Below are 18819 nucleotides of genomic sequence, written 5' to 3'. Positions count from 1 at the left end.
TGCTTAATTTTTTATAATGCGTTTACACAGAAACTTATGCTTTGCAATTATTGATGGCTTAACACTCATCTTTAACGAAGGCAAATATGCAGACAAAGTCATCCAACAACTCCTTAAAAGGGATAAGCGTTGGGGAAGTAGAGATCGTGCATTTGTTGCAGAAACCACCTATGATATTGTACGTTGGAAACGCTTATATGCTGAAATAGCTGAAGTTAAAGAGCCTTTTGACAGAGACAATTTATGGCGCATATTTGCAGTATGGGCGACCTTAAGAGGAATTAAATTACCCGATTGGAAATATTTTGAAAATACACCTCAACGTAAAATCAAAGGACGTTTTGATGAATTATCGCAAACGCGAAAATTCAGGGAAGCTATTCCTGGGTGGTTGGACGCATTAGGCGTCAAAGAACTAGGAGAATCTATTTGGACTAAAGAAATTGCGGCCTTAAATGAGCAAGCCGATGTCATTCTACGAGTCAATACTCTCAAAACAACAAAGGAGCAACTACAATCTGCCTTATTTGATGATCATATAGAAACTGAAAGCATCAAAGGTTATCCCAATGCACTAAAGCTAAAAGAGCGCGCCAATGTTTTTCAAACAGACGCCTTTAAAAATGGTTGGTTTGAAGTACAAGATGCATCCTCACAATTAGTTGCCGAGTTTTTAGATGTGCAACCTGGAATGCGAGTTGTAGATGCCTGTGCAGGAGCTGGTGGTAAAGCGCTTCACATCGCCTCTCTCATGGAGAACAAAGGTCAAGTGATTGCTTTAGATATTTATGCCAATAAGTTGCACGAATTAAAACGTAGAGCCAAACGAAATGGTGCATTCAATATAGAAACCAGACCTATTGAATCCACAAAAACCGTAAAAAAACTCTATGACAAAGCGGACCGTGTTTTAATAGATGCGCCGTGTTCTGGTCTTGGAGTGCTAAGAAGAAACCCAGATGCTAAGTGGAAATTACAACCAGAATTCATCGAGGATATTAAGAAAACGCAACAAGAAATTATTCAGCAATATTCAAGGATAGTTAAAGATGGTGGTAAGCTAGTCTATGCAACTTGTTCTATACTTCCTTCTGAAAACAAGCATCAAGTTGACAGCTTCCTATCTTCTGAATGGGGAAAAGATTTTACCTTTGTAAAAGATAAATCCATTTTGTCGCATCAATCTGGCTATGATGGTTTCTATATGGCCTTATTAGAAAAGAAAAAATAATACCCAAATAAATGAAACAATTTTACACATTACTATCGGCATTTGTCACCACATTTGCATTTGCGCAATTAACACCTCCTTCTGAATTACAATCCTATTATGGAACAGAAATAAATACTACCGGATTAGCGCTTAAAACGGAATTAATTACTTTAACAGTTAATAATCACACCAATTTTTTAACGTATAGCGAAGTATGGGAAGCATTAAGAGAGACAGATTTGGATCCCACTAATGCTAATGATGTCCTACTTATTTATGGCTACAATGACTTCGATGGTGATATCACGACCGATCGCACCAGAGGTAAATTCCAAAATGGTGGTAATGTTGGTGATTGGAATCGCGAACACACCTACCCGCGCTCTCTAGGAAATCCAGACTTAGGTAGTTCAGGACCAGGTTCTGATGCACAAATGTTAAGACCAAGCGATGTTCAAAGAAACGGACAACGTGGCAATCAACCTTACGCAGATGGCACAGGTTTGGCCTCTGGCAATTCTAATGGTGGGTGGTATCCTGGCGACGAATGGAAAGGTGATTGTGCGCGTATCATCATGTACATGTACTTAAGATATGGTGATCAATGCTTACCTTCTGTTGTGGGTATTGGTAGCAGTGCAGCCACACCAGATGATATGATCGATTTATTTTTACAATGGAACGCTGAAGATCCTGTAGTCCCAGGTGGCATTGAAGATATCAGAAATAGTTACCACGCCAATACGTCAAACACGTACGCACAAGGCAATAGAAATCCTTTTATCGACAACCCATACTTAGCAACACTGATTTGGGGTGGCCCAGATGCTGAAAATAGATGGGAAAGCTTATCTGTCACTGATATTGTACAGCATACTGTGAAAGTGTTTCCTAATCCTGTGACTGGTAATGAAGTCACCATAGTGTCTAATTTAGATATCTTAGCTGAAGTATACGATGTTCTAGGTAAAAAAGTGACCATACAAAACTTGACTTCCCAACAAAAGAAACTTAATATTTCAGGCTTATCTAAAGGTGTTTATCTCATCAGGATGAATTCAACTCAAGGTAGTATCACAAAGAAATTGATCAAACAATAACTCAACTATTTTAAAAGCGACTTTCAGGTCGCTTTTTTTATGTTCAAAACCTAGTGAATAACTCCAAGCATTCAAATTAAAAAAATAGGCCAAACTTCTATTGAAAAAGCGTAAATTTGACCTTTCAAAACAAACAATAAAATCGACATAATGATTCATTTCTTCGGAAACCAAAACAGTAAAGTATTTGCTGTTCAAGCAACAAAAGAATTATCAACAGAAACCATCGCTAAATTGATATGGTTATTTGGCAACCAACCCAAAATAGAACAAGCATCATTGGATGCTTTTTTTGTTGGTCCGAGAGCCGCTATGATCACACCGTGGAGTACAAACGCAGTTGAAATTACTCAAAACATGGGAATCGATGGGATAGTACGTATTGAAGAATTTGAATCCTGCCAAGCAGATTTTAATGGCTACGACCCAATGATTTCAGAAAAATACAACGGTCTAAATCAAACTATTTTCACCATTGACATTCAACCTGAAGACATTCTGGAAATTGAAGACATTGCAGCTTACAATCAACAAGAAGGCTTGGCATTAAGTGATGAAGAAATAGCCTATTTGGAAGGTGTTTCAAAAAAAATTGGTCGACCCCTTACCGATTCTGAGGTTTTTGGTTTTTCACAAGTGAACAGTGAACACTGTCGTCATAAAATTTTTAACGGGACATTCATCATTGATGGAAAAGAACAGCCTACATCCCTGTTTAAAATGATAAAGGAGACCTCAAAGCAAAACCCTAATGATATCGTTTCTGCCTACAAGGATAATGTCGCATTTGTGAGAGGACCTAAAATAGAACAATTTGCACCTAAACGTCCTGACGTGCCCGATTTTTATGAGAAAAAAACTTTTGAATCGGTGATTTCCTTAAAAGCTGAAACGCATAATTTCCCAACAACTGTCGAGCCATTTAACGGTGCGGCTACGGGTTCTGGTGGTGAAATTAGAGATCGATTAGCTGGAGGCAAAGGGTCGCTACCTCTAGCAGGAACAGCAGTTTATATGACCTCCTATTCTCGATTGGAAGCTAATCGTCCGTGGGAACAACAATTCAAAGCCCGACCTTGGCTCTACCAAACACCAATGGACATCTTAATTAAAGCCAGTAATGGTGCTTCAGACTTCGGCAATAAATTTGGCCAACCGTTAATCTGTGGTTCGGTCCTCACCTTCGAAAATGAAGAAGATAACAGAAAGTTAGGTTACGATAAAGTGATCATGCAAGCTGGAGGTATTGGCTATGGCAAATTAGATCAAGCCATTAAAGATACTCCAGAAGCTGGTGATAAAATAGTAGTGCTTGGTGGCGAAAATTACCGAATTGGTATGGGTGGTGCTGCTGTATCAAGTGCAGATACTGGAGAATTTTCATCAGGTATTGAACTCAACGCAGTGCAACGGTCAAATCCAGAAATGCAGAAACGTGCAGCGAATGTAGTTCGTGGTATGGTAGAAAGTGATAACAATCATATCATCTCCATTCATGACCATGGCGCAGGAGGACACCTAAATTGTTTGAGTGAATTGATTGAAGATACTGGTGGATGTATTGACTTAGACAAACTACCTGTAGGTGACCCAACTTTATCAGACAAAGAAATCATCGGTAATGAATCTCAAGAACGTATGGGATTACTGATAGCAGAGAAGCATTTGGAGCATATTAGTAAAATTGCAGAACGGGAACGTTCACCTCTTTATACTGTTGGAAATGTCACTGATGATAAACATTTTTGTTTTAAATCTGAAACGAACGGTAATACACCAATGGATTTAGATTTAGAGGATATGTTTGGAAGTTCTCCAAAGACCATTATGAATGATATTACGGTTAATCGCAGCTATAAAAATTTAGAATACAATCCAGATCATTTCTATGACTACCTTGATCAAGTGCTGCAACTAGAAGCTGTAGCCTGTAAAGATTGGCTTACCAATAAAGTTGATCGCTGTGTTGGAGGAAAGGTTGCCAAACAGCAATGTGCTGGACCTTTACAACTGCCACTAAACAATCTTGGTGTGATGGCTTTAGATTACAACGGAAAGGAAGGGATTGCGACCGCAATCGGACACTCTCCTATTTCCGGATTAGTCAACCCAGAAGCAGGAAGTAGAAATAGTATCACAGAAGCCTTAACCAATATCATTTGGGCTCCCTTAAAAGACGGACTCAAAAGTGTTTCTTTATCTGCCAATTGGATGTGGCCATGTAAAAATGAAGGCGAAGATGCTCGACTGTACAAGGCTGTAAAGGCTGTTTCAGAGTTTTCAATAGATTTAGGAATCAATGTACCAACGGGAAAAGACTCCCTATCCATGAAGCAGAAATATGGCAATGAAGAGGTGATTTCTCCAGGTACTGTCATTATATCTGCAGCTGCAAATTGCAACAATATTAGAAATGTTGTAGAACCTGTATTTAAAAAACAAGGAGGCGACATCTATTACATCAATATCTCTCAAGATGCATATCACTTGGGTGGTAGTTCATTTGCACAAATTTTAAATAAAATTGGTAACGAAGTTCCAGATGTAAAAAATACCACTTATGTAAAAACGGTTTTTAATACCATACAAGCGCTGATAAAAAATGAGCAAATAATGGCTGGTCATGATGTGGCTTCTGGTGGTTTAATTACGACATTATTGGAGATGTGCTTTGCAGACACAAACTTGGGAGCAGAATTAGATCTTTCGGAGCTCAATGAAAAAGATTCTGTCAAGCTACTCTTTTCGGAAAATGCCGGAATTGTATTCCAATCTGCCGATGCTAGTATAGAACAAATCCTTAAAGATGCACAAATTAAATTTTCTAAAATAGGTAAGGTCACTCAAAGTGATGTTTTGAGCATTATTAACGATAACGAGGTGTTTACCATGACCGTATCAAGATTACGTGATATGTGGTATAAAACATCCTTCCTACTTGATCAAAAACAAACCGCTAACAACTTAGCTGAATTACGCTTCCACAACTACGTGAAGCAACCATTAAAATATCATTTCCCAAGTAACTTTACAGGTAAATTACCAACGATAGATACCAGTAAACCCAGACCAAAAGCAGCTATTTTACGAGAAAAAGGAAGTAATTCTGAACGTGAAATGGCGAATGCTATGTATCTCGCAGGTTTTGATGTAAAAGATGTACACATGACCGATTTAATCTCTGGTCGTGAAACCTTAGAGGATATTCAATTCCTTGGAGCTGTCGGAGGATTCTCCAATAGTGATGTTTTAGGTTCAGCGAAGGGATGGGCTGGTGCCATAAAATATAATACCAATGCTAACAAAGCCATTAAAAACTTTTTTCAGAGGGATGATACCTTATCTGTAGGCATCTGTAATGGCTGTCAATTGTTCATGGAATTAGAACTTATCAATCCGGAGCATGATGAACATGGTAAAATGCACCACAATGACTCTCATAAACATGAAAGTGCGTTTACTTCAGTGACGGTTCAAGAAAACAACTCGGTCATGTTATCGAGTTTAAAGAACACGACCTTGGGCGTTTGGATTAGTCATGGTGAAGGTAAATTTCATTTACCAAAAGCAGAAAGCAACTATGACATTGTGGCCAAGTATGGTTACGACAATTATCCAGCAAATCCGAATGGATCCGATTTTAACACAGCTATGTTGTGTGACAAAACCGGTCGTCATTTAGTGATGATGCCACATATCGAGCGTTCTACTTTCCCATGGAATTGGGCACATTATCCTGAAAACCGACAGGACGAAGTGTCACCATGGCTGGAGGCTTTTGTGAATGCAAGAAAATGGATTGAGAGAAAGAATGCTTAATTGATATATTCAGATACATAAAAAAGGCCAACTCAAATTATGAATTTTTAAGTTAGCCTTTATTTGTAATCAGTCGGGATGACAGGATTTGAACCTGCGACCTCACGGCCCCCAGCCGTGCGCGCTTACCGGACTGCGCCACATCCCGATACTAATTTCAAAAATATAATTGCATTTTTTATTGCCAGAGTCTTCTTAAAAAATCAAGTATATTTCTTATTTTGCAACGTTACTACTTTTTTATCACATACCCATGACAGACATAAAGAGACTTTTTGACTTTCCTTATTACCAACTAGAAGTTCATAACTTAGAAGCAGCATTAGTGACTAAATATGATGGTGAATGGAAAAAGACATCCACAAAAGAATACATCGAAAAGTCGAATGCTGTAAGTAGAGCCTTATTAAAATTAGGAATTCAAAAAGATGATAAGATTGCTGTCATATCCTCCACCAACAGAACGGAATGGAATATCATGGATATTGGTATTCTGCAAACTGGAGCACAAAACATTCCAATTTACCCGACCATCTGTGCGGAAGATTACGAATACGTACTCAACCACAGTGAATCTATTTACTGTTTTGTCTCGGATCAAGAAGTCTATGATAAAGTCAAAAAAGTACAAGCCAATACAAAATTGAAGGAAGTCTATTCCTTTAATCAGATAGACGGCTGTAAGCACTATTCAGAATTATTCGAATTAGGTAAAGATGAAAGTACACAGCCAGACGTTGAGAACCGAAAAGCAAAGGTCTCAGAAGATGATCTTGCGACTATTATTTATACGTCTGGTACAACTGGTAAGCCAAAAGGAGTCATGCTTACGCATAAGAATATTGTGAGTAATGCGCTGGATAGCATTCCGAGATTACCGCTCATTGATGGTGAAACACGAGTCCTGAGTTTTCTTCCAATCTGTCACATTTTTGAACGTGTACTCATCTATATTTACCAACATGCTGGTGCCAGTATTTATTTTGCCGAAGGTATCGATAAGATTGGTGATAACGCAAAAGAAATAAAACCGCATTTAATGAGTGTGGTTCCGAGATTATTAGAAAAGGTCTACGATAAAATTTACGCTAAAGGATCTGAGCTCACAGGCATTAAGAGTAAGCTCTTTCATTGGGCGATTGATCTTGGCGAGTCATGGCAACCATATAAGCAAAATGGGAGCTGGTACGAGTTCAAATTGGGAATCGCAAGAAAACTCATTTTTAGCAAATGGAAAGCTGCTCTAGGTGGAGAATTAACAACGATGGTTTCAGGAAGTGCACCACTCCAAGAACGGTTAACACGCGTGTTTTGTGCAGCTGGTATGCAAGTGATGGAAGGATATGGTCTCACTGAAACTTCACCAGTAGTTTCTGTAGGTATGTATGCTAACAAACATTTTAAATTAGGAACCGTAGGTAAACCTATAAGAAATGTCGAAGTTAAAATTGCAGAAGATGGTGAAATCCTTATTAAAGGTCCTAACGTCATGAAAGGTTATTATAAAGATCCTGAAAAGACGGCAAGTGTCATGACAGGCGATTTTTTCCATACTGGAGATAAAGGTGAAATTGACGCTGATGGTTTCCTTAAAATAACGGGTAGAAAGAAGGAAATGTTCAAAACCTCTGGTGGAAAATATGTAATTCCAACCCTCTTAGAAAATGAGCTTAAACAATCACGATTTATTGAACAGGTTATGGTTGTTGGTGAAGGTGAAAAAATGCCTGCCGCCATCATTCAGCCTAATTTTGAGTTTATTAGTGATTGGATTAAAAGAAAGCAGAAAAATATTGGTACTTCACCAAATGAAATTGCGGCTTCAGAAGAGGTCAAAGCTAGAATCCAGAAAGAAGTTGATGTTTGTAATAAGCACTTCGGCAAATGGGAACAAATAAAACGATTTGAACTCACGCCAGATGCCTGGTCCATAGATGGCGGTCACCTCACGCCTACCATGAAAATGAAACGCGATGTCATTAAAGGTATATATCAAGACCTCTACAACAACATTTATAGGGATTAAACCTGCAATAAATTACAGATCATATATTTTTTTAACTTTTTTAATCTAGCCTTGCGACCTGACAAGACTTATGAAATGTTCGGCCTAGACCTGGTCATTCGTGTGGCAATGACTACCATAACGGGTGCCTTTAGTGGCACCATTGCATGCAAAATATGTTAATTCCATGTCGCAAATTAAAATTAAAGGGTGTTTCATAGTGAAGCACCTTTTTCTTTTAACATCATAAAGTTTTAATAATTTATTATGCATGCATAGTATTTTTTATTATATTTGAATCTCACAATTTAAAAAAATGAAGGACAAGACTATTGATTACGTTTTGAGAACGACATGGCTGGCGGTCAATAAAATGTATAATGAAGAAGCTTCTCAATTTGGTACGACCATGGCAACTGGTTTTGCGCTGTTAAGTATCGATCCTGAAAATGGAACACCTTCCACTTCGCTTGGTCCAAAAATGGGCATGGAAGCTACTAGTTTATCCCGTACGCTCAAAACTATGGAAGAGAAAGGACTAATCATACGTAAACCGAATCCGGAAGATGGACGTGGCGTTCTTATACATCTCACGGCTTTTGGAAGAGAAAAAAGAGCCTACTCAAGAGAAAAAGTGCTAACCTTCAATGAAACCATTAAAAATAATGTTTCTGATGAAGAGCTCAACCATTTTTATAAAGTAGCAGAAATCATTAACAATATGATTTCAAACAAACAGATATACAACCAAAAAGAACACATTTTAAAATAAGATGAGTAAAAGAATAATTAAAAAAGTAGCCATTATAGGTTCTGGAATCATGGGAAGTGGGATCGCTTGCCATTTTGCCAATATAGGCGTCGATGTTTTATTATTAGACATCGTTCCCAGAGAATTAACCGATAAAGAAAAGGCCCAAGGATTAACACTAGAAGACCAAGTTGTTAGAAACCGTTTAGTCAATGATGCTTTAACGGCATCTATAAAATCCAAACCAGCGCCTCTGTATCATCCATCTTTTAAAAACCGTATTACAACTGGTAATTTAGAGGATGATATTGCTAAGGTAAAAGATGTTGATTGGATTATGGAGGTGGTCGTGGAACGTTTAGATATCAAACAGCAAGTGTTTGAAAAATTAGAACAACACCGAACACCTGGAACCATCATTTCATCTAACACTTCTGGTATTCCGATTAAATTTATGAATGAAGGTCGATCGGAAGATTTTCGCCAGCATTTCGCTGTTACACACTTCTTTAACCCGCCTCGCTATTTAAAACTTTTTGAGGTGGTACCTGGACCAGATTGTAAAGAAGAAGTCACAGATTTCCTAATGGAATATGGTGAAAAGTTTTTAGGAAAAACTTCGGTCTTAGCAAAAGATACACCAGCGTTCATTGGTAACCGAATTGGCATCTTTGGCATACAAAGTCTTTTTCATCAAGTGAAAGACATGGGACTTACTGTAGAAGAAGTCGATAAATTAACGGGTCCTGTTATCGGACGTCCTAAATCAGCCACTTTTAGAACCGTAGACGTGGTTGGATTGGACACCTTGGTTCATGTAGCTAATGGCATCTATGACAATTGCCCAAATGATGAAGCACATGACCTTTTCAAACTTCCAGACTTCATCAATACGATGATGGAAAATAAATGGCTCGGTAGTAAAACTGGACAAGGTTTTTATAAGAAATCAGTGAATGCTGACGGTAAAAAGGAAATTTTAGCCTTGGATTTAGACACGATGGAATATCGACCTTCTAAAAAAGCCAAGTTTGCCACTTTAGAATTGACAAAAACGATCGATAAACCAATTGACCGCTTTAAAGTGCTGATTGGAGGAAAAGATAAAGCAGGCGAATTTTACCGTAAGAATTTTGGTGCCATGTTCGCCTATGTACAAAATAGAATTCCAGAAATATCTGATGAATTATACCGTATAGACGATGCTATGAAAGCCGGTTTTGGTTGGGAAAATGGCCCTTTTGAAATTTGGGATGCCGTCGGTATCAAAAAGGGTATTGAACTCATGGAAGCACAAGGGTCTAAACCTGCTCAATGGATAACAGACATGCTTGAGAAAGGTGAAACCGCTTTTTACACCGTAAAAGATGGTGCGACTTACTATTATGATATCAGTGCGAAAGAACAAGTTAAAAAACCTGGTCAGGATAGCTATATCATTCTAGATAATATCAGAAAGTCTAATGAAGTTTTCAAAAACTCTGGTGTTGTTGTCGAAGATTTAGGCGATGGAATTCTCAATGTGGAATTTCAATCTAAAATGAATACAATTGGAGGTGATGTCCTTGCAGGATTAAACAAAGCTATCGATATCGCTGAAAAAGATTTTGCGGGTCTCGTTGTTGGTAATCAAGCAGCAAATTTTTCTGTAGGTGCTAATATTGGAATGATATTTATGATGGCTGCGGAACAAGAATATGATGAACTGAATATGGCCATCAAATATTTTCAGGACACCATGATGCGCATGCGCTATTCTGCAATTCCTACCATTTCAGCACCACACGGTATGACCTTGGGTGGTGGATGCGAATTATCTATGCATGCCGATAAAGTTGTTGCTGCTGCTGAAACTTACATCGGACTGGTGGAATTTGGCGTTGGTGTGATTCCAGGTGGTGGTGGTTCTAAGGAAATGGCCTTAAGAGCACAAGATACCTTCAAAAAAGGAGATGTGGAATTGAACACGCTTCAAGAGTATTTTTTAACGATTGGAATGGCCAAAGTAGCCACTTCTGCTTACGAAGCGTTTGATTTAGGCGTCCTTCAAAAAGGAAAAGATATCGTCGTAGTTAATAAAGATCGTCAAATCGCAACGGCGAAAGCACATGCTAAACTCATGGCAGATGCTGGCTATACGCAGCCTGTAAAACGTTCGGATATTAAAGTACTAGGTAAGCAGGCTTTAGGTATGTTCTTAGTAGGAACTGATGCCATGGAAGCTAGCCATTATATTAGTGAACACGACCAAAAAATTGCTAACAAATTAGCGTATGTAATGGCAGGAGGCGACCTCTCAGAACCAACTATGGTCAGCGAACAGTACTTATTAGATTTAGAGCGTGAAGCCTTTTTATCCCTTTGTACAGAACGCAAAACCTTGGAACGTATTCAGCACATGTTAAAAACAGGAAAACCATTAAGAAACTAGAACAATGAAACAAGCATATATAGTAAAAGCATATAGAACGGCTGTTGGAAAAGCACCAAAAGGTGTCTTCCGCTTTAAAAGAGCCGATGAGTTGGGTGCTGAAACCATCCAACACATGATGAAGGAATTACCAAATCTTGATGTTTCAAGAATTGATGATGTGATTGTAGGAAATGCCATGCCTGAGGGTTCTCAAGGCTTAAACATGGCACGATTTATTTCATTAATTGGATTAAATAGCGTGGATGTTCCCGGTGTTACCGTAAATCGCTTCTGTTCTTCGGGAATTGAAACGATTGGAATCGCTACAGCCAAAATTCAAGCAGGTATGGCGGATTGTATCATAGCAGGTGGCTCTGAAAGCATGAGCTCTGTCCCTATGACAGGTTTCAAACCAGAATTAAATTACGACACAGTAAAAGCGGGTCATGAAGAGTATTATTGGGGCATGGGAAACACCGCTGAAGCAGTTGCCAATCAATTTAATGTCTCTCGTGAAGACCAAGATGAATTTGCTTATAACTCACACATGAAAGCACTTAAGGCTCAAGCTGAAAATCGTTTTCAAGATCAAATTGTACCCATAAATGTCGAACAAATATATATCGACAGTAATGGTAAAAAAGCCTCAAAATCATACACCGTTACTAAGGACGAAGGACCTCGTAAAGGAACGAATATTGAAGCACTATCAAAATTACGTCCAGTATTCGCTCAAGGAGGTAGTGTGACGGCTGGTAACTCCTCGCAGATGAGTGATGGCGCGGCGTTTGTCATGGTCATGAGTGAAGATATGGTAAAGGAATTAGGCATTGAGCCTATTGCCAGATTAGTGAATTATGCAGCGGCTGGTGTAGAACCTAGAATTATGGGTATCGGACCAGTAAAAGCAATCCCGAAAGCTTTAAAACAAGCAGGATTAAAACAATCAGATTTAGAGCTGATAGAATTAAATGAAGCCTTTGCATCACAATCTCTAGCAGTTATACGCGAATTGGATCTGAATCCAGATATTATTAACGTCAATGGTGGCGCTATCGCTCTAGGTCATCCATTAGGATGCACAGGTGCTAAATTATCGGTTCAGCTCTTTGATGAAATGCGCAAACGGGATATGACTGGTAAATATGGTGCTGTCACGATGTGCGTTGGGACTGGCCAAGGTGCTTGTGGCATATTTGAATTTTTAAACTAAAAAAACTTAATACAACTATAACAAATGGAAGCAACTGAAAAAGATATCCTACGTGGAGGTCAGTTCTTGGTAAAAGAAACCAAATGCGAAGACGTGTTTACTCCTGAAGATTTTTCAGAAGAACAAAAAATGATGAAAGAAGCGGTCATGGAATTTAATGATCGTGAAATTATACCGCACAAAGCAAGATTTGAAGCTAAAGATTATGCCTTAACGGAGGAGTGCATGAAAAAAGCCGGTGAACTCGGGTTTCTTGGCGTCGCAGTCCCTGAAGCTTACGGCGGATTGGGAATGGGTTTTGTGTCTACGGTCCTAACCTGTGATTATATTTCTTCTGGAACCGGATCTTTCAGTACCGCTTTTGGTGCACATACAGGTATTGGTACCATGCCAATAACCCTCTATGGTACGGAAGAACAAAAACAAAAATACGTACCTAAATTAGCAACTGGCGAATGGTTTGGTGCTTATTGTCTAACGGAACCTGGAGCTGGTAGTGATGCAAACTCCGGAAAAACGACAGCGGAACTTTCTGCTGATGGTAAAAGCTATAAAATCAATGGACAAAAAATGTGGATTTCCAATGCTGGCTTCTGCAAGTTGTTTATTGTATTTGCACGTATTGAAAATGATAAAAACATCACAGGCTTTATTGTAGAAAATGATCCTGAAAATGGTATCACTCTGGGTGAAGAAGAGCACAAACTAGGTATTCGTGCGAGTTCAACGCGTCAAGTATTCTTTAACGATACGGTTGTACCAGTTGAGAACATGCTTTCTGAAAGAGGTAATGGCTTTAAAATTGCCATGAACGCTTTAAATGTAGGACGAATTAAACTCGCTGCAGCATGTTTAGATTCGCAAAGACGTATTACTTCAACAGCTGTTCAATATGCCAATGAACGTAAACAATTCAAAACAGCTATTTCAGATTTTGGTGCTATCAAAATGAAATTGGCTAAAATGGCGGCCGACGCCTACGCAGGAGAATCTGCGACCTATAGAGCTTCAAAAAATATTGAAGATCGCATTTCTATGCGTGAAGCTGCCGGAAATTCTCATCAAGAAGCAGAACTGAAGGGTGTAGAAGAATATGCTATAGAATGTTCTATATTAAAAGTTGCCGTGTCAGAAGATGTACAAAATTGTGCAGATGAAGGTATCCAAATTTTTGGTGGTATGGGATTCTCTGAAGAAACACCTATGGAAGCTGCTTGGAGAGATGCACGTATTGCACGTATTTATGAAGGTACCAATGAAATTAACCGCATGCTTTGCGTAGGCATGCTGGTTAAGAAAGCCATGAAAGGTCACGTGGATTTATTAGGACCTGCATCAAAAGTTCAAGAAGAACTCATGGGCATTCCGTCCTTCGAAACACCAGATTACTCGGAGTTGTTTTCAGAAGAAAAAGAAATGATCGCCAAAATGAAAAAGGTCTTTTTGATGGTCGCAGGAGGTGCTGTTCAAAAATTTGGAACTGAATTAGAAGAACACCAACAATTATTGATAGCTGCTGCGGATATTTTAATCGAAATCTATATGGCAGAATCCGCTATATTAAGAACCGAAAAGAATGCGAAGCGATTTGGCGAGGACGCTCAAAAAACACAAATTGCCATGTCTAAGTTATATTTATACAACGCAGTAAGCCTTATTGAAAAGAAAGGAAAAGAAAGTATTATTTCTTTTGCTGAAGGTGACGAGCAACGTATGATGTTGATGGGACTCAAACGTTTTACAAAGTATCAAAACTATCCAGATATCGTTGATTTGCGCAATGAGATTGCTGAGAAAGTGAAAGCAGAAAATAAATATTGTTTTTAAAATTTAGGCTAATTCAAATTTTCTAAACAACCATTGAAGCCAATCCACTAACGGGATTGGCTTTTTTTATTTTACTATCTTTAGAACATTAATCTCCTTAATCAAATGAAACAATACTTTTTAATTTTATGTTCTGTCGTTTGTTCCATTGGTTTTTCTCAATCCAATACCGAAGTTTTTTTATTCGACATAGAAACTATGGGTTCAAAAATTGCAGTGAAAAACGGAAAAAACTTGTCCAATAATGACGGTTACGACAACCAACCTTCATTCCTTGATGACCGCTATATTTTATTTGCTTCCACCAGAAATGGTCAAACAGATATCGCTAAATACGACACGAGATACGGCTCAAAATCGTGGCTCAATTTTACAGAAGGTGGAGAATACACCCCTTTAAAAGTGCCAAATAAGGATTTGGTGTCTGCCGTGCGATTAGATAAAGACGGGAAACAACGACTTTACGCCTACAACACGAGTAATGGTGAATCTACAGAACTCGTTCAGGATCTAGTTGTTGCATATTACACTTGGTTTGATGACCATACGATTGTTTCAGCAGTTATTGAAGGTGACGACTTAAACTTGTATGTCCATCTATTGAACGAACAAATTAACCGAAAATACGCTACGAAAGTGGGACGTTCAATTCATAGAATTCCTAATTCAAACTTAGTGAGTTTTATCTCTAAGGAAAATAACAACCAATGGCAAATAAAAGCTTTAGACCCTAAAACTGGTAAGATTGAAGTCATCGCGAATACTATTCCAGGTGTTGAGGATATCTGTTGGTTGAATAGTACCACGATACTATCAGGAAAAGAAAGTCGGTTATACAAACTCACCTTACAAAAGGATAACGATTGGAAGCTGGTTGCAGATTTGGCCGAAAATAACATCAGCAATATTACCCGATTAATTACAGAGAACAACACCTTATTATTAGCTGCTGAAATCCATAAAACATCAGCAACATCTGAAGAGACAGATTCAGACAATGTCACAACCGAAGCTAGTACTGTCGAAGCTATCGTGCAACAGCAGTTAGAAGCTTATAATGCGAGAGATATTGACGCGTTTATGGCTACTTACTCCAAGGACGTGAAATTATATGGTTTCCCTAATGAACTGCAAACAGATAGTTATGAAGCCATGCGAAAAAGTTATAGTAGTTGGTTCGAGAGCGCTCCAGATTTAAATGCTTTTATCAAAAAACGAATAGTCATTGGTAATAAAGTCATTGACGAAGAACAAGTAACTGCTAACGGCAAGATTTTTCATGCTGTTGCCATCTATGAAATTAACAATGGTAAAATATCGAAGGTCACTTTTATCCAATAATATGAATTTTATGAAATATGTAATTATTATTCTTGCACTCATTAGTTTTCGAGGTTTAGCACAAAATGGCACTCCAAATGAATCGATGGCTCCTACCTTGGAAAACATCAAATGGATTGCTGGCAATTGGAAAGGTGAAGCCTTTGGCGGACAGACTGAAGAGAACTGGAGCGAACCTTCTGGAGGCTCCATGATGGCCTGCTTCAAACTCATTAATGACGGAAAAGTTTCATTTTATGAAATTGAGATTATTCGGGAAATCGAGAACTCATTAGTCTTACAATTAAAGCACTTCGATAACGACTTGAGAGGCTGGGAAACAAAGAATGAAACCGTAGATTTTCCGCTTAAAAAAATCACAGCTACTCAGGTCATATTTGAAGGTATGAGTTTTGAACGCGTTAGTGACAATGAGATGAACGTGTATGTCGACATTAAAAATGAGACTGGAGACATTGAAATTGTAAAATTCAACTACAAAAAGTAATCCATGAATATAATCCGATTCCTATTCTTAGTTCCAATGCTCTTATGCGCCTGCAAAAAGAACGTGACGCAGGAAAATATGAGTCCGACAGAAACGCCTCAAAAAAAAGAACGGCAATTATTAAAGATCCATAAATCCTTATCACCTATAACGATTGATGGCATGGCAAATGAGGCCATTTGGCAGAAAAGTCAGTGGCATCCTATCGATCAAGTTTGGTTAGGTGATTCCTTGACTAATGAAGATTTTTCGGGACGCTACAAATTAAGCTGGTCTGATGAAGCTCTTTTCGTTCTAGCTGAAATTAAAGATGACTCGCTCGTCGATCACATTTCTGATCCGCTAGTGAGATGGTGGGACGATGATTGCTTAGAAATTTTTGTGGACCAAGACAATAGCGGTGGTGAACATCAATACAACCATAATGCCTTTGCTTATCATATTGCTTTGGACGGAAATGTCGTGGATATGTCAACAGAAAAACAGGGCAAACTTTATAACTCCCATGTAACATCAAAAAGACTCAGCGAAGGACATACAACCCTATGGGAAGTAAAGATGTCACTCTTTGATGACACCTATAGCGATACCACATCTAACGAACCTGTGTTACTCAAAGCTAATTCAAAAATTGGTTTTGCTATTGCCTACTGTGACAATGATACAAGTGATGAACGCGAACACTTTATAGGTTCCATTCCAGTTGAAGGTGACGACAAAAACCGAGGTTGGATTGATGCTAATATTTTTGGAACCCTCCTACTAGAAAATTGATGGTCAACCCATCGTATCTTTCACTTTTTCCTCTTCCGTAATTTTTGAAAGATTGATAGCAGTCTCAATTAATGCGAGGTGTGAATAAGCCTGTGGAAAATTACCCAACAAACGCTTTGTCTTAAAATCTATATCTTCACTAAACAAGCCCAAATGGTTACTATAGCTCAATAATTGATCAAAAAGCGCTTTTGCCTTTTGTTCCTCACCAATTTTAAAAAGACTATTAATAAACCAGAAGGTACATATGGTAAAAGACGAAGAAGGCAATCCAAAATCATCCTTATTTTTATAACGGTAAAGCAAGCCATCGTTACTCAACTCCTCTTCAATAGCTTTGACCGTACTAATATACTTAGGATCCTTGGCATCGATAAACCCATAAGGCTCCATTAGCAAAACAGAAGCATCTAAATCGGTAGAACCATAACTTTGTGTAAATGCAAGAACGTCGTCATTCCAAGCATTGTCCATAATGTCTTCCTTAATTTCGGCTTCAAGAGACAACCATTTATTGAGTTTATGTGTTTTTCCTAAAATTTCGGCCACCTTAATAGCTTTATCTACAGCTACCCAACACAGTACTTTAGAAAATGTAAAGTGACGATCTTCGGTTCTAAACTCCCAAATTCCTTTATCCGCCTCTTTCCAGTGCTTGTTAACTACCCAAACCACGCCCTTAGTTATGGCCCAAAGTTCTTCACCATTTTCGATATCAGTGCTAAAACGCACGAGTTGCTGATGAATCACATCCATTAAAATACCATAAATGTCATTTTGGCGCTGCGAATAAGCCGCATTTCCTATGCGAACTGGCTTCGAATTCATGTAGCCACTTAAATGTTCTAATTGTATTTCGGTGAGTTGTTTTTCACCATTAATGCCGTACATGATTTGCAGTTTTTCATCTTTATCTGGAATCAAATTCGTGATAAACCGCAAATACCGTTTTGCCATACGCTTATGACCTAGTTGCGACACTACTTTAATAACCATAGAGGCATCACGAATCCAACAAAAGCGATAATCCCAATTTCTAACTTCACCAATGGTTTCAGGAAGTGATGTTGTAGCCGCAGCAAGCACTGCGCCTGTTTTTTCGTAACTGAGCAGCTTCAAGGTCATGGCGCTTCTGGAAATCTCTTCATTGTATAAATTATACTTGGGCGTGCGTTCCATCCAATTTAACCAATACACTTTGGTACGTTCCAATTCTAAAGCCACTTTTCTTGTGTTGGGCACAAATAATTTTTCATTATATCCAAATTGGAAAAACCCGTCTTCTTTCAAACGAATTGGTTTGCCTTCCATCAGTTCTTCCTTATCAAAGCTCGTATACAAAAATAGCGTATCATATTTTTCCTTATCCGTCAAGCTTACCATAAAATCGGCTTTAGCATAGGTGGTCGTTTTACCTAGGGCATATTCCAATTTAGGATCATAAATCACGTTAATTTCTGGTGTTCCTTTAATATGTTTTAGATAGCGAACAACCTCTGGTGGCGCATAGTATTCTTTATTTTCCTTTTTATACCTCGGCATGAAATCATGGATTTCAAACGCATCATTTTCAGAAGTAAAACGCGTTATTAAAATACACGTGTTTTCTAGGTAAGATTGCGAAATTTCATAATCTGATGAAACTTCAAAATTAAATGAACCACCTTTCTTTTCATCTAATATTTTTGCAAAAACAGACGAAGAATCAAACTCTGGCAAGCAACACCAATCTAATGATCCTGTCTTGGATATGAGCGCTGCACTTCTACAATTTCCTATAATTCCGTAATCTAAATTATTAATCAAATCTTTTTTTTATATTAAAGGATTAGCAATCAATTTTTCTTAAATTAACAAAAATCCAACCGACAATCAA

Annotated in this window: 12 protein-coding genes and 1 tRNA gene; 11 read left to right on the top strand and 2 right to left on the bottom strand. The window is 38.2% G+C overall.

Translation table 11 applies throughout. From position 1 onward, the window contains the following. The first annotated feature begins 16 nt into the window (after positions 1-16). From ACU8DI_RS10120 to purL, 3 genes are all read left to right on the top strand, one after another. A complete protein-coding gene (locus ACU8DI_RS10120; RefSeq protein WP_447112655.1) occupies positions 17-1231 on the top strand; it encodes an RsmB/NOP family class I SAM-dependent RNA methyltransferase in 1215 nt (404 codons plus the stop codon). Positions 1232-1242: 11 nt separating this feature from the next. After that, positions 1243-2313 carry an endonuclease gene (locus ACU8DI_RS10115; protein WP_447112654.1) on the top strand — a complete coding sequence of 357 codons (1071 nt, stop codon included), beginning with the start codon at positions 1243-1245 and terminating at the stop codon, positions 2311-2313. 150 nt (positions 2314-2463) lie between these two features. Beyond that, a complete protein-coding gene (gene purL / locus ACU8DI_RS10110; RefSeq protein ID WP_447112653.1) occupies positions 2464-6132 on the top strand; it encodes a phosphoribosylformylglycinamidine synthase in 3669 nt (1222 codons plus the stop codon). A gap of 73 nt (positions 6133-6205) precedes the next feature. On the opposite strand, the gene ACU8DI_RS10105 is transcribed toward purL, so the two are convergent. After that, positions 6206-6280: transfer RNA gene (locus ACU8DI_RS10105), tRNA-Pro, on the bottom strand. A 105-nt stretch (positions 6281-6385) separates the two neighbouring features. Here ACU8DI_RS10105 and ACU8DI_RS10100 point away from each other — a divergent pair. The 8 genes from ACU8DI_RS10100 (at position 6386) to ACU8DI_RS10065 (ending at position 16943) form a co-directional block, all read left to right on the top strand. Further along, positions 6386-8158: an AMP-dependent synthetase/ligase gene (locus tag ACU8DI_RS10100; RefSeq protein WP_447112652.1), complete on the top strand. Its 1773-nt coding sequence runs from the start codon at positions 6386-6388 to the stop codon at positions 8156-8158. Positions 8159-8453: 295 nt separating this feature from the next. Beyond that, entirely contained in the window at positions 8454-8909 is a 456-nt protein-coding gene (locus ACU8DI_RS10095; RefSeq protein ID WP_447112651.1) for a MarR family winged helix-turn-helix transcriptional regulator, read from the top strand. Position 8910: 1 nt separating this feature from the next. After that, positions 8911-11319 (top strand): 3-hydroxyacyl-CoA dehydrogenase NAD-binding domain-containing protein, encoded by a 2409-nt coding sequence (locus ACU8DI_RS10090; protein WP_447112650.1) that lies wholly within the window; start codon positions 8911-8913, stop codon positions 11317-11319. 4 nt (positions 11320-11323) lie between these two features. Next, the gene (locus ACU8DI_RS10085; protein ID WP_447112649.1) at positions 11324-12514 is read left to right on the top strand and encodes an acetyl-CoA C-acyltransferase; all 1191 of its coding nucleotides are present in this window, start codon (positions 11324-11326) and stop codon (positions 12512-12514) included. Between the two features lie 24 nt (positions 12515-12538). Further along, positions 12539-14341 (top strand): acyl-CoA dehydrogenase family protein, encoded by a 1803-nt coding sequence (locus ACU8DI_RS10080; RefSeq protein ID WP_447112648.1) that lies wholly within the window; start codon positions 12539-12541, stop codon positions 14339-14341. 105 nt (positions 14342-14446) lie between these two features. Continuing rightward, positions 14447-15682: a nuclear transport factor 2 family protein gene (locus tag ACU8DI_RS10075; protein WP_447112647.1), complete on the top strand. Its 1236-nt coding sequence runs from the start codon at positions 14447-14449 to the stop codon at positions 15680-15682. 10 nt (positions 15683-15692) lie between these two features. After that, positions 15693-16169 carry a DUF6265 family protein gene (locus ACU8DI_RS10070; RefSeq protein ID WP_447112646.1) on the top strand — a complete coding sequence of 159 codons (477 nt, stop codon included), beginning with the start codon at positions 15693-15695 and terminating at the stop codon, positions 16167-16169. 3 nt (positions 16170-16172) lie between these two features. Further along, a complete protein-coding gene (locus tag ACU8DI_RS10065) occupies positions 16173-16943 on the top strand; it encodes a sugar-binding protein (protein ID WP_447112645.1) in 771 nt (256 codons plus the stop codon). Positions 16944-16946: 3 nt separating this feature from the next. On the opposite strand, the gene ACU8DI_RS10060 is transcribed toward ACU8DI_RS10065, so the two are convergent. Further along, the gene (locus ACU8DI_RS10060; RefSeq protein WP_447112866.1) at positions 16947-18746 is read right to left on the bottom strand and encodes a glycoside hydrolase family 15 protein; all 1800 of its coding nucleotides are present in this window, start codon (positions 18744-18746) and stop codon (positions 16947-16949) included. Between the last annotated feature and the right edge of the window lie 73 nt (positions 18747-18819).

The organism is Psychroserpens sp. BH13MA-6, from assembly GCF_052983595.1.
The sequence above is the reverse complement of the archived record's forward strand: the minus strand, read 5'-3'. Positions and strand labels throughout refer to the sequence as shown.

Coding starts and splice junctions, on each gene's coding strand:
- ACU8DI_RS10120 (WP_447112655.1), top strand. CDS start 17: ATGCGTTTACACAGAAACTTATGCTTTGCAATTATTGATGGCTTAACA.
- ACU8DI_RS10115 (WP_447112654.1), top strand. CDS start 1,243: ATGAAACAATTTTACACATTACTATCGGCATTTGTCACCACATTTGCA.
- purL (WP_447112653.1), top strand. CDS start 2,464: ATGATTCATTTCTTCGGAAACCAAAACAGTAAAGTATTTGCTGTTCAA.
- ACU8DI_RS10100 (WP_447112652.1), top strand. CDS start 6,386: ATGACAGACATAAAGAGACTTTTTGACTTTCCTTATTACCAACTAGAA.
- ACU8DI_RS10095 (WP_447112651.1), top strand. CDS start 8,454: ATGAAGGACAAGACTATTGATTACGTTTTGAGAACGACATGGCTGGCG.
- ACU8DI_RS10090 (WP_447112650.1), top strand. CDS start 8,911: ATGAGTAAAAGAATAATTAAAAAAGTAGCCATTATAGGTTCTGGAATC.
- ACU8DI_RS10085 (WP_447112649.1), top strand. CDS start 11,324: ATGAAACAAGCATATATAGTAAAAGCATATAGAACGGCTGTTGGAAAA.
- ACU8DI_RS10080 (WP_447112648.1), top strand. CDS start 12,539: ATGGAAGCAACTGAAAAAGATATCCTACGTGGAGGTCAGTTCTTGGTA.
- ACU8DI_RS10075 (WP_447112647.1), top strand. CDS start 14,447: ATGAAACAATACTTTTTAATTTTATGTTCTGTCGTTTGTTCCATTGGT.
- ACU8DI_RS10070 (WP_447112646.1), top strand. CDS start 15,693: ATGAAATATGTAATTATTATTCTTGCACTCATTAGTTTTCGAGGTTTA.
- ACU8DI_RS10065 (WP_447112645.1), top strand. CDS start 16,173: ATGAATATAATCCGATTCCTATTCTTAGTTCCAATGCTCTTATGCGCC.